General features: G+C 53.5%; 21 protein-coding genes. 4 read left to right on the forward strand and 17 right to left on the reverse strand.

What is annotated here, in order from left to right; genetic code table 11:
* Nucleotides 1-181: 181 nt before the first annotated feature.
* The 3 genes from AC3RCL_RS27950 to AC3RCL_RS27960 all read right to left on the reverse strand — a co-directional run bounded on the left by AC3RCL_RS27950 (nucleotide 182) and on the right by AC3RCL_RS27960 (nucleotide 4,851).
* Complete coding sequence (locus tag AC3RCL_RS27950; RefSeq protein ID WP_492533219.1) at nucleotides 182-1,246, reverse strand: leucine-rich repeat domain-containing protein; 1,065 nt, start codon at nucleotides 1,244-1,246, stop codon at nucleotides 182-184.
* 130 nt (nucleotides 1,247-1,376) lie between these two features.
* Complete coding sequence (locus AC3RCL_RS27955; protein ID WP_340968966.1) at nucleotides 1,377-3,401, reverse strand: heavy metal translocating P-type ATPase; 2,025 nt, start codon at nucleotides 3,399-3,401, stop codon at nucleotides 1,377-1,379.
* Between the two features lie 340 nt (nucleotides 3,402-3,741).
* Nucleotides 3,742-4,851 (reverse strand): PEP-utilizing enzyme, TIM barrel domain protein, encoded by a 1,110-nt coding sequence (locus AC3RCL_RS27960; RefSeq protein WP_340968968.1) that lies wholly within the window; start codon nucleotides 4,849-4,851, stop codon nucleotides 3,742-3,744.
* Nucleotides 4,852-5,038: 187 nt separating this feature from the next.
* On the opposite strand from AC3RCL_RS27960, the gene AC3RCL_RS27965 reads away from it, so the two are divergent.
* Nucleotides 5,039-5,653, forward strand: a complete 615-nt coding sequence (locus tag AC3RCL_RS27965; RefSeq protein WP_340968970.1) for a nucleotidyltransferase domain-containing protein — start codon at nucleotides 5,039-5,041, stop codon at nucleotides 5,651-5,653.
* Between the two features lie 87 nt (nucleotides 5,654-5,740).
* Here the strand turns inward: AC3RCL_RS27965 and AC3RCL_RS27970 are convergent, their stop codons facing one another.
* Nucleotides 5,741-7,033, reverse strand: a complete 1,293-nt coding sequence (locus AC3RCL_RS27970) for a homocysteine synthase (RefSeq protein ID WP_009594125.1) — start codon at nucleotides 7,031-7,033, stop codon at nucleotides 5,741-5,743.
* A 150-nt stretch (nucleotides 7,034-7,183) separates the two neighbouring features.
* Nucleotides 7,184-8,011, reverse strand: a complete 828-nt coding sequence (locus tag AC3RCL_RS27975; protein ID WP_015737508.1) for an SDR family NAD(P)-dependent oxidoreductase — start codon at nucleotides 8,009-8,011, stop codon at nucleotides 7,184-7,186.
* Nucleotides 8,012-8,251: 240 nt separating this feature from the next.
* Here AC3RCL_RS27975 and AC3RCL_RS27980 point away from each other — a divergent pair, with 240 nt between their 5' ends.
* Nucleotides 8,252-8,509, forward strand: coding sequence for a DUF3949 domain-containing protein (locus tag AC3RCL_RS27980; protein WP_015737509.1), 258 nt, complete (start codon nucleotides 8,252-8,254; stop codon nucleotides 8,507-8,509).
* Between the two features lie 75 nt (nucleotides 8,510-8,584).
* Here the strand turns inward: AC3RCL_RS27980 and AC3RCL_RS27985 are convergent, their stop codons facing one another.
* The 7 genes from AC3RCL_RS27985 to AC3RCL_RS28015 all read right to left on the reverse strand — a co-directional run bounded on the left by AC3RCL_RS27985 (nucleotide 8,585) and on the right by AC3RCL_RS28015 (nucleotide 16,167).
* A complete protein-coding gene (locus AC3RCL_RS27985; protein WP_036663839.1) occupies nucleotides 8,585-9,442 on the reverse strand; it encodes an ATP-binding cassette domain-containing protein in 858 nt (285 codons plus the stop codon).
* Nucleotides 9,435-10,277, reverse strand: coding sequence for a hypothetical protein (locus AC3RCL_RS27990; protein ID WP_015737511.1), 843 nt, complete (start codon nucleotides 10,275-10,277; stop codon nucleotides 9,435-9,437). Before AC3RCL_RS27990 ends, AC3RCL_RS27985 begins: the two co-directional genes overlap by 8 nt.
* On the reverse strand, nucleotides 10,258-10,947 hold the full coding sequence (locus AC3RCL_RS27995) for an RNA polymerase sigma factor (protein ID WP_492533225.1): 690 nt from the start codon (nucleotides 10,945-10,947) through the stop codon (nucleotides 10,258-10,260). The genes AC3RCL_RS27990 and AC3RCL_RS27995 overlap by 20 nt, the downstream gene beginning before the upstream one ends.
* Before the next feature lie 88 nt (nucleotides 10,948-11,035).
* Nucleotides 11,036-13,237, reverse strand: coding sequence for an ABC transporter permease (locus AC3RCL_RS28000; RefSeq protein WP_492533227.1), 2,202 nt, complete (start codon nucleotides 13,235-13,237; stop codon nucleotides 11,036-11,038).
* The gene (locus tag AC3RCL_RS28005) at nucleotides 13,230-14,099 is read right to left on the reverse strand and encodes an ABC transporter ATP-binding protein (RefSeq protein WP_036663835.1); all 870 of its coding nucleotides are present in this window, start codon (nucleotides 14,097-14,099) and stop codon (nucleotides 13,230-13,232) included. The genes AC3RCL_RS28000 and AC3RCL_RS28005 overlap by 8 nt, the downstream gene beginning before the upstream one ends.
* A gap of 317 nt (nucleotides 14,100-14,416) precedes the next feature.
* A complete protein-coding gene (locus tag AC3RCL_RS28010) occupies nucleotides 14,417-15,322 on the reverse strand; it encodes an aldo/keto reductase (RefSeq protein ID WP_492533229.1) in 906 nt (301 codons plus the stop codon).
* Nucleotides 15,323-15,372: 50 nt separating this feature from the next.
* A complete protein-coding gene (locus AC3RCL_RS28015) occupies nucleotides 15,373-16,167 on the reverse strand; it encodes a sulfite exporter TauE/SafE family protein (protein ID WP_081746330.1) in 795 nt (264 codons plus the stop codon).
* A 122-nt stretch (nucleotides 16,168-16,289) separates the two neighbouring features.
* Here AC3RCL_RS28015 and AC3RCL_RS28020 point away from each other — a divergent pair, with 122 nt between their 5' ends.
* Nucleotides 16,290-16,475 carry a hypothetical protein gene (locus AC3RCL_RS28020; RefSeq protein ID WP_015737517.1) on the forward strand — a complete coding sequence of 62 codons (186 nt, stop codon included), beginning with the start codon at nucleotides 16,290-16,292 and terminating at the stop codon, nucleotides 16,473-16,475.
* Between the two features lie 44 nt (nucleotides 16,476-16,519).
* Here AC3RCL_RS28020 and AC3RCL_RS28025 read toward each other — a convergent pair whose 3' ends face one another.
* Entirely contained in the window at nucleotides 16,520-17,074 is a 555-nt protein-coding gene (locus AC3RCL_RS28025) for a hypothetical protein (RefSeq protein WP_492533232.1), read from the reverse strand.
* Nucleotides 17,071-17,973: a hypothetical protein gene (locus AC3RCL_RS28030; protein WP_492533234.1), complete on the reverse strand. Its 903-nt coding sequence runs from the start codon at nucleotides 17,971-17,973 to the stop codon at nucleotides 17,071-17,073. Before AC3RCL_RS28030 ends, AC3RCL_RS28025 begins: the two co-directional genes overlap by 4 nt.
* Before the next feature lie 193 nt (nucleotides 17,974-18,166).
* On the opposite strand from AC3RCL_RS28030, the gene ymzB reads away from it, so the two are divergent.
* Entirely contained in the window at nucleotides 18,167-18,508 is a 342-nt protein-coding gene (gene ymzB, locus AC3RCL_RS28035; protein WP_492533236.1) for a protein YmzB, read from the forward strand.
* A gap of 145 nt (nucleotides 18,509-18,653) precedes the next feature.
* On the opposite strand, the gene AC3RCL_RS28040 is transcribed toward ymzB, so the two are convergent.
* The 3 genes from AC3RCL_RS28040 to AC3RCL_RS28050 all read right to left on the reverse strand — a co-directional run bounded on the left by AC3RCL_RS28040 (nucleotide 18,654) and on the right by AC3RCL_RS28050 (nucleotide 24,336).
* On the reverse strand, nucleotides 18,654-20,843 hold the full coding sequence (locus AC3RCL_RS28040; RefSeq protein WP_492533238.1) for an alpha-galactosidase: 2,190 nt from the start codon (nucleotides 20,841-20,843) through the stop codon (nucleotides 18,654-18,656).
* A gap of 48 nt (nucleotides 20,844-20,891) precedes the next feature.
* On the reverse strand, nucleotides 20,892-22,934 hold the full coding sequence (locus tag AC3RCL_RS28045) for a beta-galactosidase (RefSeq protein WP_492533240.1): 2,043 nt from the start codon (nucleotides 22,932-22,934) through the stop codon (nucleotides 20,892-20,894).
* 115 nt (nucleotides 22,935-23,049) lie between these two features.
* A complete protein-coding gene (locus AC3RCL_RS28050; RefSeq protein ID WP_213580955.1) occupies nucleotides 23,050-24,336 on the reverse strand; it encodes an ABC transporter substrate-binding protein in 1,287 nt (428 codons plus the stop codon).
* Nucleotides 24,337-24,359: the final 23 nt, after the last annotated feature.

Raw genomic sequence — 24,359 nt, forward strand, 5'->3', positions numbered from 1 at the left:
TTAGAAGAATTTTGGGTTACGAAAAGACTTCAACCACACGATTAACGGTGCGAAGATGAATGTTTGATGAAGTTCCGAAGCTAAACGCGATACCTGCACAAATCCCCCTGTACTCGCCATGCGAGCTCAGAGGGATTCTTAGCTGGGTCATTATTTTCCAGATGCTCAGATTATTCTCCGATTATTCAATGTAATCATCCCAATGCTGATTTTGAGGACTTGGGTTATACCGATTATCCGACAGATTAACATACGAAAGTCCCGTCAGTTTCTCTATGAATTCCGGCTCGCTCTGGAGTTGGTTTCGGCTTAGGTCAAGGAAACTCAGATTCTGCAGCTGCCCCATCTCCATGGGAAGTTCCATAATCCCCGTGTAATTCATACTAAGCTGCTCCAGCAACCTCAATCGTCCGATCTCCGGAGGGACCCGCGTGAGCGATACTTCCTCTCTCCGGATCACATGATCTGTAGGTCTATGATAACTCCCGCACGCGATATTCAAGCGTTTTAACTGGGTCAAATCACCGATCTCCGCCGGAATCTCCACCAGATCCTCCGTATATACCGTCAAATCCTCTAATTCCGTAAGACCGAACAGGGCCGCAGGCAGTCTGGTGACGTAACTTTCATGGATCATAAGCTCCTTCAGCTCCTTCAGCTCTCCGATGCTTTCAGGAATCTCTTGGATGCCAAAACCGAAAATTTCAAGTTTGCGCGGTTTATGGAACAATACATCCTGCCAGAACACTTCAAATTTCTTATGTTGCGGACGGCTTAGAAACAGGCCCTGAACCATGGCCGATATGTTCTCGGCTTCTTCTTGGCCGATCTGAAGCCCGCCCATTCGTTCATGAGCTACATGATGTAAGAGGTCCTGTCCATCCTGATCCCAAAAGTTCAAATCCTCCGGCAGATGGGGATGCTGCCATGCAAACAGATCATCCGCCGCCTGCTTCAACACAACAGCGGCTTCCTCGCAGCATTTATAAATATAGTAAGTGCCCGCTCCGTATTCAATCCCGTTGCCACGCACGGTCTCCTCATCCAATCGCTTCATGATATCGTGCTCGCTAATCTTGCGTTCTTCGATCAGATAAGGCTCAAGCAGCGAAAACACACGCTCGGCTTCCTCCATGAGCCGGAATTCTCCACGCCTTGCCAGCACGAATACCGCCGACCGCTCCATCGCATAATCAATCAGCCAGGAATAAGCTGCTCCCCTTGGAGAGTCGTAAAAGAATGCCATATTGCTGATCACCTCTCATCTTCCACGATTTCAAGCAGCCTGTTTATTTCGCTGCCCATAAAGAAATCCCCTTCTTCTCCAGCAAGGAAAAGAAGGGGACGCTTTGTCATTGCAGATGATACTCAGTCCATTAACGGCTGCTGCGCAGGAGGCGCAGCCCGTTCAGGATGACCAGAATCGTGCTTCCTTCGTGGCCGATGACCCCGAGCGGCAGCGCTACGCCTTCGATGAAATTGGCTGCAATCAGTGTCAAGATGACGGTAATGGCAAATATCATGTTTTGCTTTACGATGCGTTGAACCTTGCGTGCCACTTTGACGGTACCGGCGATTTCATCGATGTTGTCGTTCATCAGCACCGCATCCGCCACCTCCAGCGCGGTTCCGCTTCCCGAAACGCCCATGCCGATGCCGACGGTTGCCGTGGCCAGTGCCGGTGCATCGTTCACGCCATCCCCTACCATGACCACATGGCCGTAACGGGCACGCAGGTCCTTAATATGGGTAACCTTATCTTCCGGCAGCAGGTCGGAGAACACCATGTCGACGCCGCTTTGCTCGGCGATGACTTCTGCCGTCGCCTTACGGTCCCCCGTCAGCATCGCTACCTTGATGCCCAGCTGCTGGAGCCGCTTCACGGCCATGGCTGCCTGAGGACGGACCGCGTCCTGCAGCGCGATCATGCCCACGATGCTGTCCCCTTTCAGGATAACGGATACCGTTTTGCCTTCGGATTCCAGCGTGTTCCGAATGGACAGCCAGTGCTGGCGATTCTCTTGAACCGCGCCCAACCTTTCATCTTGATCGGAAATCGCACCCGAACGCGGATCTCCGGTCCCTTCATCCAGAATATCGCTTTTGCCTATTTTCCAGGTGACTCCTGCAACTTCCGCCTGCATGCCCCAGCCAGTGATGGACTGACCGTTCTCTACCTGCTGCAGCGGTGCTCCCTCTTTCTCGGCTGATTGGACAATCGCTAAAGCCAGCGGGTGCTTCGACATCCGTTCGATGGAAGCGCTGATGCCAAGCAGTTCGTGCCGATCCCATCCCTCGCCTGCAATAAAATCCGTAACCATGGGTGTGCCGAGCGTCAAGGTACCGGTCTTATCAAATGCGACAACGGCCGTGCGCGCCATATTCTCGATGTGGGCACCGCCCTTGAACAAGACACCCTTTCGGGCACGATTGGAAATCGCCGACAGCATCGCTGGCATAATGGAAGACACCAGCGCGCAAGGGGATGCCACAACGAGAAACACCATCGCTTTATAAAAGGTAGTATCCCAATCCCATCCCAGAACGGGAGTGGCCAGAACGATCAGCGCCACGGTCGCAATGACTACGACGTGGGCATAAATCGATTCGAACCGCTTGATGAACCGCTGCGATTCCGGCACCTCGTTCTCCGCTTCTTCCACCAGCCGGACGATCTTGGCGAACAAAGTAGATTCCGCCGATTGGGTAACCTCAATGTACAGGACCCCTTCCCCGTTTAAGGTGCCTGTGAACACTTCATCGCCTACGGACTTATCGACCGGCACGGATTCGCCGGTAATGGAGGCCTGGTTAACGGAGGAACTGCCGCGATAGATTTTGCCGTCTGCCGGAATCAGCTCGCCCGGCTTCACCAGGATGAGATCGCCGATCTCCAGCTTGTTGATGGATACCGACACCATTTCCCCCTTCTCGATGCGAAGGGCCGTCTCCGGCTGCAGCTCCATCAAGGACGAGATGTCCTTGCGGCTTCTCTCCATCGTATAACTCTCAAGCGCTCCGCTGAGGGCAAAGATAAAGATCAGCATCGCGCCTTCGTTCCAATATCCGATCGCCGCAGCCCCCATAGCGGCAGCGATCATCAGCAGGTTCACATCCAGATCGCGTTCCTTGAGAAGGGTCTCGACGCCTTCTTTGGCTTTCACCCATCCGCCTACGGCGTAGGATATCACGTATAACACAACCGAGAGCGGCTCAGACCATTGGCTGGTCAGCCAGGCCACCAGCATCAGCAGACCGCTGCCAAGCGCAGCCACTACCTCCGCATTGCTCAGGAGGCTGCGGATATCCCATTTCCCCGGCTGCCTCGGCTCACGCGGATCAGCTCCATTTTCTATCGTCGATATGCGTCCAGTTGTCGTTTGATTTTGTATCCATTGCATAACCAATCACCTTCCTAGTTGAGAATGAAATCCATTATTACTACCCTTAAAATGACACATGCTGCCCCGGCTAGGCCGGAGCAGCATGCTAAATGAGAATGAGAATCATTTTTGAACTTATACAATTTATTTTCCTTCGTACAACTTTATATGTATCATACTCACTTTGCTTTCATTTGTAAACCATATTTTTCACGTCATCTTAATTTCTGAAGAGCAATATCGGAGTTGTTGTCCACACATATGAGGCAGATGAGCTTCCAAACGTAAAAAAAGTCCTAGCGATTTCTTCGCAAGGACCTCTCTTATGAACCAAACCGTATAAAGCGCTCTCATTCCATCAATCGATGATCGTGGAACATCTGCGCCGCATTTCCAATCTTGCGCCGGTTATCCGTATGGCCGCAAGTTCCGAAGGATGACAGCATACCTCGTGTATGCCCTGCCGGTACACCATCCGCAAATCCGCAGTGCCCACGCCATTGATCCGGAGCGTCAACTGCGGCTTCGTTCGTCTGATTCGACTAATCATCTCCGAGAACGCCGAGACCTTCTGACCTGCTTCATCCGATGATGCGGAATTCCCTATGCCTTCGCAATCGAATACCAGCACATCGGCCAAACGGGCAATCTCCGCCGCAGCCATCGGGCTCATTCCTTCGCCAAGCAGCGCCCCGTAGCGGATTCGGACAAAACGCTTCTGATCCATCAGCGTCTGCTCCGCCACTTCTTCGATAAAATTATGGATCGATATAAACTCATCCGCATGTGCCGGACGCACAGCCAACAGCTCTAAATGGCAGTCTATGCCTTCCGCCCCGCACTGCTCCATCGCCCGGAACAAGGACTCGAGCTGAGCATCCTGCGCCTCGCGTAAATCCATCGTATTGGAAAGCCGGGCATCTTGCAGCAAACTGATCGCGCATCGGGCTCCGGCTGCCGCTTGAAACACTGACACCCAATACGTCACCCATAACATAATGAGTCTCCGTCTTAACAAAGCGCTCTTCTCCGCGCTCCGTGAATTCAGCCATGCCGAATATACCTCCTGCAGCAGGCCATGCTGCAAAGCATCCTCACCGCGTATCAGTCCGATTCCCTGAGCACCCTGCTCGAGATCACGTGTTATGGATTCAGGATCCGCGGATCGGCTCATGACTTTCAGTCTTCGGTTCCTGTCACTCCACCCCAGCAGTCGCGTCAAGGAAGGTCTGTCCGTGCCGTTATGACGAATCCCCGAAACCCTGAGGGCTTCTTCAATGTCGTCAGGCGATGCCAGTAACAGCAATACCTCCTCATGGGTGACTCCTCCTGCCATAGCAAAATGCTTCAGCAGATCCGTCTCGGGAGAAAAATCGTTTGCCGTGATGTCCTCTGCTCCGATAAACTTCTTATCTTCCCATAAACGCTCTCCCAATTCACTGCCTGCTCCCCAATGCCTTTCCGTCATGGTTATCCTTCTACTCCCTTTCACCTTGAATTGGATAAACGCTTCTTTACAGGTTATTATGAAACAATTGGAAATATACAGTGCATGGGATAAACGCCGGCTGAAAAAATATCCGCCCCGACCATTTCCCGACCATCTATAATGGAGGAACGGGCCCGAAGCGAGAGAACAAAGAGGAGGAATGGACATGCGAACCGATTATGACCATTGGGAACCCGTCAGCGTATCGGAGGCTGCCGGGATTTTTGCGAAAATCCCCGTACATTGGTATATCGCAGGAGGATGGGCGTTAGATTTGCATTTGGGAGAGCAGACCAGAGAACACAGCGATACCGATATCCTGATCCATCGCGAAGAGCAGGCCGATGTTTACGCCGCCTTAACCAAAGCTTGGACGCTGTACAAAGCCGATCAAGGAAACTTGTCGTTATGGGAAGAAGGCGAGTATCTACATTCCGTCGGGGACGTATGGGTCAGCAGGAATGACAAAACTCCATTTGCATTCCAGCTCATGTTGACGGAAACCGAACAGGATTGCTGGGTCTATCACCGGCAACCGTCGATCCGAAGACCGCTTCGCGATATCTTGTTGAAGACAGACCAAGGAATCCCCTACCTGAAGCCGGAAATACAACTCCTGTGTAAAGGAGGCAGCAAGAACATCCGCGATAAAGACGAGCGGGATTTCAGGACGGTCCTACCCACCCTGGACCATGAGGCTATAGAGTGGCTGGCCCAATCGCTCCGCACACAATTTCCGGAAGGTCATCCCTGGATCGACTACATCGAATCAACGGGGTAACTGCCGTGTGGCATCACAAAAATAGGGCGCCTTCCCCCCAAGAGGGAAAGCGCCCTTTGTCTTACCTATCGATATAGCAGGATTGTCTTACTTCTGGCTGGCCGCAATCGCTTGTTCCAGATCGTACAAAATATCGTCGATGGACTCGGTCCCGATCGACAGACGCAGCAGTTCCGGATTGACGCCTGCCGTAAGCTGCTCGTCTTCGGACAGCTGCTGATGCGTCGTGCTGGCCGGATGAATGATAAGCGACTTGGAATCGCCAACATTGGCAAGGTGTGAGAACAGCTTCACGTTCTCGATCACCTTCTGCCCTGCTGCTGCCCCGCCTTTAATGCCAAAGGTCAGAATGGCGCCTTGGCCCTTCGGCAGGTACTTTTGCGCCAGCTCATACGAAGGGTGGCTCGGCAGCCCTGCATAGCTGACCCATTCCACGGCTTCGTGATTCTCCAGATACTTGGCAACCTTCAGCGCATTCTCGCTATGTCGCTCCACCCGGAGATGCAGCGTTTCCAGTCCTTGCAGCAGCAGCCAGGAATTGAACGGGGACAGCGACGCGCCGATATCCCGCAGCAGCTGCACACGCGCTTTGATAATGTAAGCGATCGGGCCTACGGCTTCTGTATACACGACGCCATGATAGCTTGGATCCGGCTGCGTCAATCCCGGGAACTTGTCATTAGCCGTCCAATCGAATTTACCGCTATCGACAATGACCCCGCCGATGGAAGTGCCGTGGCCGCCGATGAATTTGGTCGCGGAATGAACGACGATATCCGCTCCATATTCAATCGGACGCAGCAGATACGGGCTAGGGAACGTATTGTCGACGATCAGCGGAATGCCGTTCTCATGCGCGATGGCCGCAACGGCTTCCACGTCCAGCACATTCCCCTGCGGGTTGCCGATCGTTTCGGCGAACAGCGCCTTCGTCTTGCCGTTGATCGCTTGGCGGAAATTTTCCGGATCCGTGGAATCCACGAAATGGACCTTGATGCCCAGCTTCGCCAGCGTATTGGAAAATAAATTATAAGTGCCGCCATACAAACTCGAGGAGGAAACGATTTCATCACCTGCACCCGCGATGTTCAGAATGGAGAAGGTGATGGCTGCCTGCCCGGAAGATGTCGCCAGTGCTCCGGCCCCGCCTTCAAGCGCTGCAATCCGTTTCTCGAATACATCCGTGGTCGGGTTCATGATACGCGTATAGATGTTGCCGAATTCTTTAAGCGCAAACAGATTAGCTGCGTGCTCGCTGTCTTTAAACCCGTAGGAAGTGGTCTGGTAAAGAGGGACCGCGCGGGATAATGTGGTCGGGTCAAGCTCCTGACCGGCGTGAACCGCTAGCGTTTCAATGGAAAATTGGCGTTCTTCTGACATGGGTATTTCCTCCCTTTTCTTCATATGGAAAGTATGATCATTTCATAATTGCTCCCATTCTCTCATACTTTCCTTCGTTTGAAAAGAGCTATACCCAACTAATTACATCGGAATATAATATTTTATTTTGCATGAGGTTTGAAAACCCCTTCATTCCTTCTCCTCTTGATAAACTTTACCCCATCCATATCCGGCTTCCGGGGACGTATCCTCCGGCATGCCCGGCAAGATCAGGCCGCCGTCAATACGAAGGTTAATGCCGGTAATGTAGGAAGCCGCATCCGAGCACAGCCAAGCGATGGCTTCCCCGATGTCCGACGGCGTGCCGAGCCTTCCTAGCGGAATTTTTCTTCCCAGCGGCTCGTCCTCTGCTGATTGGTCCGGCTTGTGAACGGTTGCCCCCGGTGCCACGCAGTTTACGCGGATGCCATGCGGCGCCCATTCCAGCGCCAGCGATTGCGCCGCGCGGATCAGTGCCGCCTTCATGCCGCCGTAGATGCTGTCCTTCGGATAGGCTCTCTCTCCCCGGGAGGACGTAATGAAAATGACATTTCCCGGAATTCCTTGGGCGATCATCTCCCGAACCGCATATTTGCTGAGCAGCATCGGCGCCCGGAAATCAAGATGAATCGTCATGTCCAGCGCATCCTCTTCAAGCTCTGTCAGCTCGTCGTATAGACCGATACCGGCATTGTTCACCAGCAAATCGATCCGGCCGAATTCCTCCAGCGTCTTTCGTATCGTATTCTCCGCTTCGCTGCGAACGGTTAAATCGCTCTGAATAATAAGCGGCTCCTTGCCATAGGTATGGCCGATGTCCTCCGCTACATCCACGATTCCTTCTTTGCTCGAATTGTAGGTCATCGCCAGCCGGTAGCCTTTTTCAGCCAGCACCTTGGCAATGCCTCGTCCGATTCCCGCGCCAGCGCCCGTTACCAGCGCCACCTTCTCCGTTCCCTGTTTACTTACGGTTCCCATGATTTCTCGCTCCCTTCCGAATTCATCCTTTCATGCCACAGTCGCTTGCCGCCGTTCAACGATGACGCGCACCGTGCCTACCCTTCCTTACCCTGTTCTGAAACGGATGATTGGCTTTCGATAGATAAAATCGGCATGACGGGCGTTCATATGGTAAATATTTGAATCCATTCCGAGATTTATACGTAGTGTATATTAATATGGCTTTCCATATACGATAAACCAAAGGAGCGTGTACGTATGAGTTCTGAGATGTGGATTATTGCGGGCGTTTTGGTCGCCGCATTCCTGATCATGATTCCCGTACAGTACCGGTATATTGCAGCGTTAAAGGAAGATCCCCGAAAGCAGGGGGTCGATCAGGAAACGTATTACAACAACATGTCGTTTCAAGAAGAACAGCTCCACTACAATACGCAAGTCTTGTTTTTGCCTTCCACCATGGTTGCTTCGTGGATTTATAATTGGAGGCATAAGAGCGGAAAAACGACCAAGTAGGCGAATTTAAACGAATGAAAACGCAAAAATCATCGCCCGAATGAAGGCGATGATTTTTCATGATCCAAGCTATACTCAGCCGCGTCTGGCTAAGGCGTTCATATGCAGGAAAAAGGTGTCCTCCAGTGTAGGCGCCTTCTCCATGAACTCGGGACCCGGCTGCTTTTTCCCCATCAGCCTGACTCTCATCCGATGCTCCGTCATTTGAAAATGAATCAGCAGCTCCTGCGGTATCCGCTCAAAGTCTTCCAAATCGATCTCGCCTTCCCAGACGCTGGAGGCCACATTCAGCTTCCATTGGGTCGGCGAACCGATAAACCGGAGGCGGCCGCGGTGTATCCAGATCACGGTATCCGCCGCCTCTTCCCATTCGTTCAGCTCGTGGGCCGCAACGATCACCATACGGCCCCGGGCGTATTTGGTCAGATACGTGATGAGAAATTTGCGCTCCTCCGCGTCCATGCCGTTCAAAGGCTCATCCAAGAACAGAAAAGACGGCGAGGCCAACAGCGCTTGTACGACGGCAATGCGCCGCTGCACCCCTTGCGACAAATTCTTGACCTTGCTCTTGCGGAAAGGCTCCAGCCGAAAGTCCGCCATCAGCCTGTCAATAGCCTCCGGGTTAAACACGCCCTTCAATTCGGCCATATAGGTCAGCAGCTTGCCGACCTTCATATCTCCATACAGCTCGATATCCGCCGGAACATACCCGATTTGACTGCGGATCAGCGGCAAATGATCCCCTGCCCTGCGCCCGCTGTACAGGATCTCGCCTGCATCGGGTGCCTGCAGCGTGGTCAGCAGCTCGATCAGGGTTGTTTTTCCGGCGCCGTTCGCCCCCACGATGAGGTTCAGGCCGGATTGAATCTCCGCTTTCTCGATTTCAAGCCGGTACGTACCTGCCTGCCGTTCCAGTCCTTCCAGCCTAATCATTCGCCAATCTCCAGGCTCCGTTCAGCTTCAAGCTGCGTCCGTAGGAAGAAATCAGCAGAATCAAGCCGATCACAAGCAGGGACATGTCCGTCAGCATCTTGCCGCTCATGGAAACGCCGTGGTCCACGATCTGGCCCTGTATCACGATCCACATGCCGTACACCAACACCGCCGAGATCAGCGAATAGACCATGCCTTTGCGAAACAGCATATACATCGCGGCCCCTCCCGTCACCAGCAGAATGCCCATCCACTCCAGAATAAACGGTCCGAATAAAAAGCGGGAGGATTCTGCTTGGATGGATCGAAGCCCGAGCGCAAGGGTACTGAGCAAGGCCATTCCGACGACGATGCCTGTCACGAGAAGCAGGCGGGTATACAAGACCAGTGCCGGCGGGTAAGGGGTCAGCGTCTCCACGGCCCGCATCCCTTTATCCCAGGTTCGGCTGCTGAACAGCATCGATACGATCAGCAGCAGAGGGGTAATCAATGGAAAAATGCCGCCGGGCAATCCGGCAAATTGATCAAGCGGATATTCCGGATCGATCAGCATGACCAGCATGCAGAATACCGCGCCTGCCGTGAGCAGAATGGATCTTTGATTCAATCGAATCTGGCTCCGAAGGATCTGTTTCAATGAGGGCGGGTCGACCTGCGGATTAAAATCCAGCTTGGGAGACTCGGGCTCAATCCGGAGCTGATTGAACTCCCCCTGAAGGGACGCGATGAGCTGGGCCGTCTCATCCGGCGTCGGCGACGGAAGAGCCGCGCGTCTGAGCGGGCCGCGAAGCTCGTCTTCAAGTCTTCTCAATTCATTATCGAATGGATGATCCATGGAGATACACCTCACTTTCTTTTACTTTGCTCTGCGAATCAGACTCTTCCGACTTGGAGCGGTTCCGTACCTGTTCCTGAGGATTCTTCTCCCGCGTCCTTCGGGACGAATGGACGGGAACCAAATCGGAATGCTCCGTGGACAATGTTTTCTTCAGCTTTCTCAAGCCGTTATATAAATGCGTTTTGACCGTACTCAAGGGGAGGTCGACCAGGTCGGCGATTTCCTGCAGCTTCAGGTCATGAAAGAACCGAAGCGATATGACTTCCTGTTGTATATCGGGCAAGGTCTCGAGCGACGCCGCAATTTCGAGGGAAGTTTCCTGCCTTTCCACAAGCTCCTCCGCGCCCGGTTCAGGGTCGTATGCATCCGGCATCTCCTCACCCGCAAGACCTTCGGACCTGTAGGATGAGCTTTTCCAATAATCCTTGCACATATTCAGAGCGACGCGGTACAGCCAGGAGCGAACATGCTCGAGCGTCCCGTGCTGCTTCAGATGCCGGATGAGCCGGATAAAGGTTTCCTGAACGATATCCTGGGCCTTTTGCCTGTCGGCCAGCCTCTGGGTCGTATAACTGAGCAGCGGACCATGGTACCTCGTCACCAGCATTTCAAACGCTTCCTGGTCGCCGGCAGCCATGCGTTCGGAAAGCTGCTGATCGGAAATCATGCCTCCCCCCCCTTTCTACATGCATTCTCATCTTCCGTTATAACTATTTCTCAATTATAACCGACGGCGTGCAGGTGCATAGTCGTCATTATTTGACATTCATCATGGCATCCCACTTCTGCTGCCACTCTTTGTACGTGATCGGGTTCTCCGGTCGTAACGCCGGGTTGCGTTCGGTGTCGGGAAGCATCAGCCCCCGCCCATAAAACTGCACCAGCAGCTCTTTGACCTGATTCCCTCTGCCTTCCTCCAGCGCCTTTCTAACCTGTCTGGCCATACTTATGCCTATTTGGTTTTGGGGATCTTCCCCGCTTCCGTTTTTGAACAACAGCTGCTGTACCGACCGGAGATTTCCGTAAGCCGATCTTAATTGTTTATCGCTAAGCCCTTTCTCCTCTACGTAATATACATACCAGAAAAGACTGCTGATCTTTCCGCGCACGTCTCGTTCCGGATGCTCAAAATTATAATGGAACGCACCCTGGTTGCCGAACAGAATCGAGTTCATCCATTCGCCGGGCAAGTTCGCGAAGTTATAGGTGTAGTGGTTCGAGGACAGAATCAGGCGATGATTCACCTGAGGGTAATCAAAACCTTGGCCCAAATACAAGATCTTCTCGACGCTGCTGTTGAACTCGGGTATCCACTCGGAAAAATAGTCATATTTCTTTTTCATATCCCTCAGCAGCGTTACGGATGCCTTCTCCAGATAAGGCGTTGTCACGATGGTAATCGGGAGATCATTCCGGTGGATTTCCTTCCAGAATTGTCCCCCGTACAGAGAGATATTCTGCTCGATCTCCCTGTCCTCAAACCGCTGGTAGCCCGGCTTCCGCTCCAGCTCTTTCATTCCCGTATACAAGGGTTGCGGATACCCCTCCACAACCAGCTTCATCTCTCCGTCAGAGTAGCGCAGCTTGCCGTATTGCCAGCCCAGATAAACGTATTTCGACGAAAGGTCTCCATTATCACTCTTTAAATATACCTCCTGATGACCGGGAAGCGGATACCAGGCCATATGCCCCTCCAGCTTAACTTCAGGCCCCACGCTATAGGCCGCAAATTCTTCATTGGAGTACCCGGACATAAAATCCATCACCTTGCCCCTATATTCCAGCTCGGCTTGAAGGTTCCCTCCCTTGGCATCGCCAACCATCCTGATCGATATCCGCTCTCCCTGTCTGCGATAAGGAGCATCGATGCCCTGGAGTTGGACACGTTCAAGCTTGAACATCCGGTTCAAGGTTAACGGCAGCTGCCTCATGCCCGATATTTCGGAGGCTGGTATCGTTAGCTTCGCCGTCACGCGTAGCTCGTCGTTTGGCAGCCGTTTCAGCTTGATGTCATAGGAAGACACATGATAGAAGGCTATATTTTCAGGATCATCGACATAAGAAATCGTCGGGTCCTCCAGCTTCGCATCAATTTGGGCATATCGTTCCGCCCAAAGCGTCCCGTAGGGCACGGCGGCGGCTGCCGTCAACACGACAGCCCCCAGCACGCCCAGCCACCCTGCCTTTTTCAGCATCGTGGGGCGCTTCGAGTTTAACAAGAACAAACACACCGTCAGCAGCAGGAAGGTGAAAGCCAGCACGAACCAACGGGACAGCTGGATATCCTTGGATAGCAGGCCGTACCCCCAATTCTCATATTCAAACCGATTGGATTGAAGGAAGAATTGGTTAAGGTGAAACACTTGGGCCGGCATCCATCTTAATTCGCTGATAAAATAAATTTCCATAAAAAACGTTCCAAACATCCATGCACAGAAACCGATCAAATACACGATCCGATTCGGAATGCTTGCCCCGAGGAGCATCGCTAGCGCGAGCGTCACCATATAGGAAACCTCATACTGCACCGCGAATTGCATCGTATGCACCATCGCGATATCACCGGCTATCCCCTGGCTGACCGACAGGATATAGAATATAACCGACGTCGAGAGGGTAAACAGGGAAAAGTACAGCAAGCTGACCGCATATTTCGACGACAGCAGGGTGAAGAAGGACACAGGCAGGCTGTGGTTCCATTCAAACGACCGACGGCGGACATCCCGCCGGATGGACAAGATGCCGATTAACATCGCCGGACCCAGCGTCATCGTATGACCCAGCATATGAAAGGAATACGCAGCCGAATACAGGTTATGATTCGGTCCGTTTCCGCTTGCCGCCTGCAGCATGATGACGATGAACAGGATCGCGTAGAGGACCGGAAGCGAGGCAAACAAGGGATTGCCGAACAAAAGCCGCAGCTCCAGCAGACTATGCCTCCACCACTTATGCATGGCGATCCCTCCGCAGCAGAGCCAGATAGCCGTCCTCCAGGGTCGGATCCGCCGGAAACGCGCCGGTCACGGGGGCCGCTGCACTGATAAACCGGCAAAGCACGCCTTCCGGTACCGTTCGAGTGGACACGACGGACATGGGATCCATCAAGGCAAATTCTTCATGGCCCATCACCGCTTCCCACACTTGTCCCTTCCCGCAGGCCTGCAGTTCGGGCAGGCTGCCGTTCATGGCCAATCTCCCCTTGTTCATTACGGCGATGCGACGGCAGTTGCTCTCGATATCCGCTACGATATGAGTGGACAACAGGACCGTCCGGTCGATGCTGAAACGGGTTAACACATTCCGGAACCGGACACGCTCCTGGGGATCCAGCCCCGACGTCGGCTCGTCTACGATCAAAATATCCGGGGAACCGAGCAGCGCTTGGGCTATGCCCAATCTTTGCTTCATGCCCCCCGAGTACGTGCGCACTTTTTTGTCCGCCTTCTCCTGAAGGTTGACCATCTCAAGCAGCCTGGAGATCTCCTTCAGCCTGGCGCTCCGGTCCGTGATCCCCTTCATGGCCGCCACATAATCCAGATAATCTCTGCCGGTCAGCTGCGGGTAAATGTGAAAATGCTGCGGCAAATAACCGATCATCTGCCGAATCTCCTCCGGCCGTCCAAGGGATATTCCGTTCACCCTCACCTGCCCGGAAGTCGGCGTCAATAAGGTTGCCAGGATGCGCATTAAGGTTGTTTTGCCGGCGCCATTGGGTCCTAGCAGACCCGTCATGCCTTTATCCAATTGTAATGAAACATCCAAGAGCGCCCAAGCGCCCTTGCGATAGGTTTTTGATAGATGCTCAATGGTAATCATTCTAGAATCCTTTCACCATGTACGATTATGGCATAAGCCGCGCGGTTTACGTTCCTTGGAACGAACCATCGCTTCAAAAAGTTTGACATTCCCCAAGGTTTGACGCCAATTTATTGATAAAGTACAAATAAGGTACAAAAAAGCCCGTGATCCTAAAAGCGGATTGCGGGCATGAACTATTTCGCCTGACGTCAGGCTCTTATCCAGTTATTATAACATGCGGGAATGCGGTTCATCCCTAAATCTTCAGGCCATAAATATTTCATGCCCCAAAAGATTAACGGGATAGACCATTCACACGCTTATCGCTCCCGGTGTTACCGATGCGCCTCATATTGGTTGGCGCGGCTGATCGCCTGGATCGATTGGATGTCCTGAGGCGATAAAGCTTCCATATCCCCCGCAGCCAGGTTATGCAGCAGCTGTTCAAGCGAGCTCGCCCCGGGAATGGTGCAGGCCACAGCGGCATGGGCCAAAGCATAACGAATCGCCAGCTGGGACAAATCCCGGCCTTTTCCAAACGCTTCGAGCCTCTTGAACGCGTCGAGCAGCTCTTGTTTGCTGTAATCCAGGTATCCCTTCTCGGCTTTGGCTTGTCCTCGGTCCGATAAGATGCCGCGGGCAACGGGACCCCGGGCAATCGCGGATATTCCGTTCTCCTCAAGCAGATCAAGGACCGTTTCCTCCGGTCTCCGGTCCAGGATGCTGTACTGGCTCATGACGCTGACGATATGGGATTTAGCGACATATTCGCGGATGACGTTCGGCCGGATGGACGATATGCCGTAATATCGAATCCACCCTTCCCGCTTCAGTTCTTCAAAAGCTTCAATCGTCTCTTCGATCGGATCATCCAGCGTCCCCCCGTGAAGCTGGTACAGATCGATATAATCCGTACCCAGCCTGCGCAGACTGTCCTTAACGGCTGATTTGATGTAGTCCTTCGAAGGATCCCATACCCAGCCCTCCTGTCCCGGCACGCGGCGGTTGCCCACTTTGGTGGCGATGATGACGTCCTCGCGCCGCCCCTGAATCGCTTTGCCTACCAGTTCCTCGTTGCGGCCTGCATCATATAAGTCCGCCGTATCCAGAAAATTCACGCCCTGATCCAACGCTTCATGAATAAGCTTCACCGCTTGTCCTTCGTCCGTACCCAGCGACATGCAGCCCAGCCCGATTTCGCTTACATACAATTCCGAAGAGCCCAGCCGATTGGTTTTCATCGTTCATCTCCTCCTCTTCCATCATGATGAATAAGGTTCTACCTCTTTACTTACCCTAAAATATCGATCCAGATCTTGACCGCCGTCACCGCAATGAGAAGAGCCAAGGCGTACCTCAGCAGGCGGACGTTCATCTTGCGGCTGATAATCGCGCCGATGGGGGCACCCATCAAGCTTCCGGCAACGGCAAACAGGGACGGCCAAATCGGAATGTCGCCCGAGGCGATTTTGCCGATAACGCCCCCGACCGCGGACAGAAAGACGATCGCGAGCGAGGATGCGATGGTGATTCGCGTCGGGATCTTAAGAACCGTCAGCATAATGGGGATCAGGATAAAGGCGCCGCCGGCCCCGACGATTCCGGCAATGCCGCCGACAATAAAGGCAGCTCCCATTGCAATCCATGCATGGTAAGTCACCTCGCTCACCGATCTGTTCTCCATGGATGCCCGGGTCGGCACAATCATCAATAACACCGCGATTACCGCCAGAAATCCATAAATCACGTTAATCGTTCCGCTCGTCATGAGCATCGAGGACAGGCTCCCGATCAGACTGCCAATCAGGGTACTGGCCCCCATCTGGATGACCAATCGCTTGTGAACGTACGACTCACCGCCGCGCGAACTCATCCGATTGGTTAGCATGCCTGACAAGGAAGCAAAAAATACCTGCAGCATACTGATGGATGCGACCTCCTTGGAGGTGAAGGCCTCCAGTCCAAACCAGGAAGGTACATATAGAAGCAGGGGGAAATTAATGATCGCCCCGCCTATTCCCAGCAGCCCTGAGAAAAAAGAACCGATGATACCTATAAAGACCATGACTACAAGTTGCACTATCAAGGTGATCGATCTCCGTTCATTTGATATCGTTGCCGGGGCACATTGCTATTGAATGTGCCTCGCTGTTGATTTATAATAAACCCAAGTATTTGTATCGGAAATTAAGGAGGTGTGTGGTGATCATGTTGAATAAGCTGAAATTTCTATTCCAGGACCGCTGTCCCGACTGCGAGCAGAAGCTGATCTCCAGGCAAGAAGACATGGCAACGATCAAGCACTGCCCGGATCACCACTACACCGAAGAAATATATAACCAGCTGGGCGTTACGATCGTGTATCATCCCAGCAAAGACAATGGTTCAACATGATTGATTTCATAATCGTTAACAAACCTGGGTATAGCGCTTTATTCCTAAATCTCGGTCGATTCCCGTACGGCAAGCCTGACCAGGAGCAGAACCGCGATCTCGGCCGCCATTACGATAAGCGAGCACAGTAAGAACACAAGGAACATATCGCCCGAATCCAGATTTAAAACGAATGGGTACACGATCAGCCACAGGAGCTGTCCCGCCATAAATAAGCCCAGCCGGAAGCTTGCCTTGTGATCCAGTCCGGGCGCGTTACCCGCGAAATGCGCCTGGATGCCTCTGCAAATTCCGTAAATCAATACGGTATGCAAGCAGAGGGCAGGCAGCTGGATCCATACATCCTTCGCGGATTGCACGGGTAAGCCGTCTATCCCCGCTCCGGTAAACCAAAACAATTGTAACACCGACCAGGTCATCAGCAGCCAAGCCGACAGATGCCCTGCCTTAAAATATCCGTTCAACTTCTGGAGCCGCCATAATCCCGAAGCGATCAGCAGGTACCCGAGCATATCGGGCAACATATCCACCAAGTCCAGCTTAAAGTCGACAAGTACAATCAACAGGCCCCAGCCCATACGCCCGTAAGCCCTACTCATGGTGTCCTCCTGCTATCCCGGACAAATTCCGACAATTCTTGATCTGTCGGTCTCGGGTGATAGGGAATTACCGTTTCTCCATGCCACTGGCGACCGCTTTCCTCCATAAAGGTTGTTTTCAATAGGAGCTGGTAAACCTGCAAACTCTTCTCAAGCGACGGCATATCAAATTGATGGCTGATTCGAATGGAATCCCCTTTATGAATGTTAAGTGGAAGCTGAATCTCATCGATGGGCTCGCCTCTTAACTCGATGTGCGCTTCCGAAGGCTGCGACCGGTAGCTGGTACCTGGTATTTGACTTGAAATGTCGGCATAGATTCGGAGATGCCCCTCTAGAGCGATATCCAGCAGTTTCGAGGAGAACGCCGTTAACTGTACCGGACGCTTCAAAACAGCGGAGTCGTATCCCGAATGATCGGAGGAAGATCCGCCGGATGTCCACGATATCGGATCTTGCTCTTCCTGACGATATACGCCGGGCCAAACGTATATTTCCCCGACATTCACTTGCTCCGAGCTTCCGTCGGAATAAAGCGCGGTAACTTCCCGAATGAGAACCGGCTCCTCCAGCTTCTCTCCCGTCCCTTTTTTCTCAGGGGCATTTAAGTTCACCATTATTTTTCCTAAGTACTGCCTCTGATACTCCGCATATTGGGGATAGGGCGTGACGATCTGTCCAGGGTAACCTTCGATCCGGATGGAGCTCAGCCTCTTATCTGCTTGTTTGTCCTCCACATAATACAAGTCGAATACGCGGCCTCCCCCTTCCCTTGTCTCCACATGATGCTCGAGGAATACGGTTCTTCCCAGTTGGTTGGCTTCGTAATACCAGACATTCCCGATCCAGCTGCAGGCTGCGAGCAGGATGGCGAGCACGTAATACCATTTCTTGCTCATGGCCCCTCCATATGTAGCATGCGTTTGTTCCATATTCTTTAACTATCTTAACACGTAATATCGAAGAAGAGGGTTTGAACTGCGTTAATTTTTCCGTCGACTTCCCGCGGGAGAAACCCAGTCCGGATTGAAATAACGAACCCCATTCGTGGACAGACTAGTTGAAGCCACCCTAAAATCAAGGAAGGTGTCCATGATGAATCCATCGATCGAAGAGGTTACGAACTGGCTTCAATCCAATAGCAACCGCACGCTGCACATATCCAAACAAGAAGAGAAGGATCAAGACCAGGTTGAATTACGGCTGGAACGATTTGAACATCAGCAGCAGCAAGCGCAGTCCAACGACGGGTATGGAGATCGCCACGCTCTTCTGCTGCACGGCCCCGGCGTGGTCATTACGGCAGGCCACGAAGCCCCGCTGCCAAGCAATGCCTTCGTCATCGGGCTGGACGGGTTAACGGCCGCGGAGATTCAAGACCGTCAAGTGGTGCTCACAACGGAACGCGGCATTTATTCCATCACGGCGACCTGAATGCAGCCGGTAGAAACAGCAAGAACCGCCAGAGAGTGCTTCTCTGGCGGTTCTTTTGGCTTCTCCCGCAGCTTGATGCCGGACAACCTTGATATAACGTTGCGCTAGGGACACAGATAGCTTCCGCAGGCTTTTAGTAAACAACTTATACCCGTTCGAATCTCCAGATAAAGCTTTGGAAATCGCCATGCATCGGCGGAACAGCCAAGCCGGCGTTCATCAGCCGGTCTCCGCCGTAGATGTTCCCGTCCTCCAGGCACTTGTAATCCCCTTCCGGATCCAGCCCCATCGTACGCAGCCACCGAATCGGCTCATTCGCCTCGCTTAAGATGCGGAAATAATACAGCACCGCTTCAGATCGATCCTCGGAGACGATCGTCCAGGCCGCTTCATTCCCTTCGAACGGGTTCCGAAGACGGTAGAAATCCCCGAACTGCACGAGATGCCGAATCTCTTTGTATAGCATTACCTGCTCGCGGACCTCCTCCTTCTCCTGTTCGCTGAAGGCCGTCAGGTCCAGCTCATAACCGAAATTGCCCGACATTGCCGCGTGTCCTCTCGTCCGCAGCGAAGTATTCCGGTGCACCTGATGATTCGGAACGGCGGACACATGCGCTCCCATGGAGCTAAGCGGATAAACCAGGCTCGTTCCGTATTGGATCTTCAATCGGCTGACGGCATCGGAGTTATCGCTTGTCCACGTCTGCGGCATGTAATACAGCATTCCCGGATCGTAGCGTCCGCCGCCCCCAGAGCAGCTCTCGAATAAAATATGCGGGAACTCCGTCGTCAGCTGTTCCATCACCCTGTACAGACCCAGCATATAGCGATGGGCCGTTTCCCGCTGGCGCTCAGGCGGCAGCGCAGCCGATCCGATCTCCGTCATGTTCCGGTTCATGTCCCATTTCACGTAGGTGATCGGCGCGCTTTTCAGGATGCCGCGAACCATATCGGCCACCGCGTCGCCTACTTCCTGGCGGGAGAAATCCAGGATCAGCTGCTGTCTCCCTTCCGTCCGTCGGCGCCCTTCGACGTGCAGGCACCAGTCGGGATGCTGACGGTACAGATCGCTGTCCGGCGATATCATTTCCGGCTCAAACCACAAGCCGAACTGCATATCCAGACCGCGGACCCTCTTCACGAGATCCTCGAGGCCGTCGGGCAGCTTGTTCTTGTCAACGACCCAATCCCCGAGGGAAGTCGTATCGTCGTTGCGCTTGCCGAACCATCCGTCGTCCAGCACGAACAGCTCGATGCCGAGATCCCGTCCCGCGCTTGCAATCTGCTCGATTTTATCGGCATTGAAGTTGAAGTAGGTTGCTTCCCAATTGTTCACCAGCACCGGGCGCGTGGCATCCCGGAATTGCCCCCGGCACAGCCTTGTGCGGTACATTTTGTGATAGCGTCTGGACATGCCGCCCAGGCCCTCCGCCGAGAAGACCATCACCGCTTCCGGCGTCTGGAACAACTGTCCCGGCTCCAGCAGCCACGTGAAATCGAACGGATTCAATCCCATCGTGACCCGGGCCGTATCGTATTGGTCCACCTCGACCTGTGCGGAGAAGCTGCCGCTGTATACCAGACTGAAGCCGTACACCTCGCCGAACTCTTCGCCTGCCCCCTCGGACAGCAGCGCTAGGAACGGATTGTGGTTATGGCTGCTTGACCCCCTGCGGCTCTCGATGCCCTGCATGCCCGGGGATAGTCTTCTGCGCTGCACATGGCGCTCTCTCGCCCATGCCCCATGGAGATGCAGCAGGTCATAACGGCTGTGATCCATATCCACGCTAGCGCTCATGGCACGCAGCAGCGTCATGTTCTCCTTGCTGTCGTTGCGGAAGGATACGGAGCGGGAAATAGCGTCAAACGCCTTCATGACCGTATAAGACAAATAAATCGTCAAACCGCTTACCCGATCAAACAGTTCCAGCTCCAGCGTATCCGCCTCGTCATCCTGTTCCGTGTATACGGCAGGCAAGCCCTCAAGCTTCGGCTTGCCGCTGTAGATCCGGTGACGGACATATTCCGCCTCGGTGACCGTGGTCCCGTTAGCCAGCTGCACCTGATATGCAGGCTGCCGAAAATCGCCGCTGCCATAGCCCGGGTATTCCTGAGGCAAACTGTCCAGGGAGAAGGAAGCATCCTCGCGAAACGGCGTCGGCGAAAAGGATGCTCTTCCCCTCCGTTCCAGCAATCCTAGGACGCGGTTATCGCGAATCCGGCGTCCCCAATAGGCATGCGCCGGATATACGCCGCGCACCAGCTCAATCACATAACTTGACTGATCGCTCTGGAGATGGAATATCCCCAGATCCTCATGAAAATGTATACTCACTGTTTATTGCCCCCTAACCAAGGTCCGAGTAAGATCTCCTTGCTCTCTTTAAGACCGGGCGGCGGCAGCCCGTTCCAGAATCATGACGTCCCTTCCCGGAATCGTGACATGGCCCGTAACCTGCCGGCTGCCCAGGAGATCGAATGAATTGGCAGAACCTGCATCAAACGTCATCTCTTCGGCATTGTGGTTCAATATGAACAGATAGGAGTTTCCGTCCTTCACCCGTTCCACCACCTCTACCCCTTGTGGCGTATCCAGCAGCGGCTTCACGCCTTGTTCTTCGCACAGATTGGCAAGAAACCCTTGCAGGAACTGCGCATCCGGACTGCTGGCCACATAATAGGCCTGCCCTTCGCCAAACGCATTCTTCGTTAAAACAGGCGTGCCTTTGTAGAAGTCGGATCCGTACTCAGCCAGAACCTCCGCCGTCTCCGCATGGATGACATCGCACAAAATTCCACATGGATAACTTCCACGCAGCGATCCCCAATCCTGCTTCATGTCGATCTGATTTTGCATTCCGGGCAGCAGGGCATCGATTTCCTCAGCCCATATGCCGGTCACGTTGCGCAGCTCGCCCGGATGACCTCCGAGCGTCACCAGATCGTTCTCATTAACGATGCCGCTGAAGAAGGTGGTCACAAAGGTACCGCCCTGCGATACGAACTGCTCCACGCGCTGGGCAACGCCCGGCTTCACCATGTACATCACGGGGGCAATCACGATATCATACTTGCTTAGATCCTCTTCGACGCTGATGATATCGGTCTGGATATTCTGCTGATACAGCGCGTCATAATATTTATGAACCTCATCCACGTAGTTCAGGGCTTTGGAAGGCCCGCTGGACAGCTCCAGCGCCCAGCGGTTCTCCCAGTCGTACATGATCGCCACCTTGGCGTCCGAACGGGAGTCGAGCAGCTTGTCTCCGAGCTGCTGCAGCTCTTGCCCCAGCTCCGCGCACTCCCGGAAGACCCGGGTATGCTCATGTCCGACATGCTCGATCAATGCGCCGTGGAATTTCTCGCACGCCCCCACGGAGCGGCGGAGCTGGAAGAACATGACCGTATCCGCGCCGTGCGCTACGGCCTGATAACTCCACAGCCGCATGACGCCGGGACGCTTCGCGGAGTTATAGGGCGACCAGTTCTGAACGCTCGGGGTCTGCTCCATCAGCATGAACGGCTGTCCGCTTCTCAGCCCGCGCATCAGGTTATGCGACATCGCCGTAAAGCTCACCGGCGTATCGATCGCGGGATAGTTGTCCCAGGACACCACATCCATATGCTTCGCCCACTCGAAGTAATCAAGCTCCGGATAAAAGCCCATCAGATTGGTGGTGACCTGAATATCCGGCGTGACCTTCTTCAGCTCATCTCTTTCCAGCCGGTAACATTGCAGCAGGCTGTCGGACTGGAAACGGCGGTAATCCAGCGATATTCCCTGGAAGAACGACCGGTTTCCGCCGAATTCCTCGCTGAGCGCATTCGGTACCACGATCTCGTCCCACTCGTAGAAGGTATGGCCCCAAAACCCGGTATTCCATGCGGCGTTCAGCTTATCTAGCGACCCGTAACGCTCTTTCAGCCAGACGCGGAACTGACGCTCGCAGTTGTCGCAATAACAATACCCGCCATACTCATTGGAGACGTGCCAGATGACCAGCGCCGGGTGATCCTTGTACCGTTCAGCCAGCTTGCGCGCCATCAGCACGGAGTATTTGCGATAGGTCGGGCTGTTCGGACATGAATTATGGCGGCCGCCGAATTTGCGTTTGCGTCCATCGTAATCGACGCGCAGGATGTCCGGGTATTTCTTGGCCATCCAAGCAGGGTGCGCCCCCGTGCCGGTTGCCAAACAGACGTGAACCTGCTCCTCCGCCAGGCGGTCCATAATCTCATCAAGCCACGCGAAATCATAGCTTTCCTCATCGCGCTGCGTTTTGGCCCAGGAGAATACATTGAGAGTCGCCACGTCGACGCCCGCCAGCTCGAACATCCGCAGGTCCTCTTCCATCGTTGCCTTGTCCCATTGCTCGGGGTTGTAATCCCCGCCATACCATATCTTAGGAAAACGTTGATTAATCATAGAATTGCCTCCTTCGTAGACTCTGCTATAGAAAAGAGGTACCACCCCCTATCTTGTCGGACAAGGGATCATACCTCTTATGAACGGTCTGCTAACTTAAATTTTGCATGGCTCCTTACTTGCTCAAGCTATCCCAGGATGTCTGCATATCTTCAAGCATTTTGTTCGTATCGGATTTGCCGGCGAAGAATGCCTGCATCGCGCCGGAGAATTCCTGTGCCGCGCCGTCCGGGAACTTCGCGGATTGTCTTGGCAGCACTTTGCCTGCCTGCACGTACTCCCATACGGCCGAACCCAAATCGCCCATATCCTCAGGCGTTGCTTCGATGGTCTTCAAGGCCGGGATGAATTTGAATTTTTTCACGATGTACTCTTTGCCGATATCGGATGTGACAAACCAGTTCAGGAAGATCTTCGCTTCTTCCTTCGACGCGGAATCTTTGTTAATGACCAGGTTCGCAGGTACGCCGACGTTCAGCTTGTCGTTTTGCTCCGCATTGTCGCCAAGCGGCATCGGCAGGTAGCCGAGATTCAGATCCGGATTGATGGCATCGATCTCGGTTTGAGCCCAGTTCCCGTTCTGCATCATGGCCGCTTTACCTGTAGCCAGCAGGGAAATGGCCGTATTGTAGTCGGTGGTCAGCGGGTTCTTGTTGCCGTGGTCCAATGTCAGCTGCATCAGCTTGGTCCACTCTTCGAACTTCCCATTGCCCACGAATTTTTGCGTGCCGTCGTTCAAGCCCTGGATAAACGCATTCGGGTCATCCTGCTGGGCGAATGCCGGGTTAATGCCCTGGTTGCCGATCAACCACCATTCCTGGTAAGCGTTCGCAAAAGGAGTTATGCCTGCGGCTTCCAGCTTCTTCGCGGCATCTGCCAGCTGAGTATATGTTTTTGGAAGCTCGGTAATGCCGGCCTGCTCAAACAAATCCTTATTGTAGATGTAACCCCATCCTTCAAGGTTCATCGGCATGCCGTATACTTTACCGTCTTTGGTCATCGGCTCTTTCGCCATGTCGACCAGATCGTTCACCCAAGGCTGATCGGACAGATCCTCGAGACGGTCGATCCACATCTCCATCTCGGCGTCGCCGCCATTGGAGAAAATATCCGGCGCATCGTTGGATGCGAATTTGGTTTTCAATGCAGCACCATAGTCAGCGCCGCCGCCTACCGTTTGAATATCCAGCTTGATGTTCGGGTATTCCTTCTCGAATTCGACTTTAAGCTCATTCAAGCCGTCCACGATCTCGGTTTTGAATTGAAAAATCTTGACCGTTTTGACATCGCCGGAAGCTCCATTCGAGCTTCCGCCCTGGCCTTCTTCCGACTTGCCGCCGCAAGCTGCAAGCAGCAGCGAGAAAGCCAGCAGCATCACGAGTGATAATTTCATTTTGTTCATCTTTACTACCCCCTGATAATGAT

The organism is Paenibacillus sp. MT86, assembly GCF_058792535.1.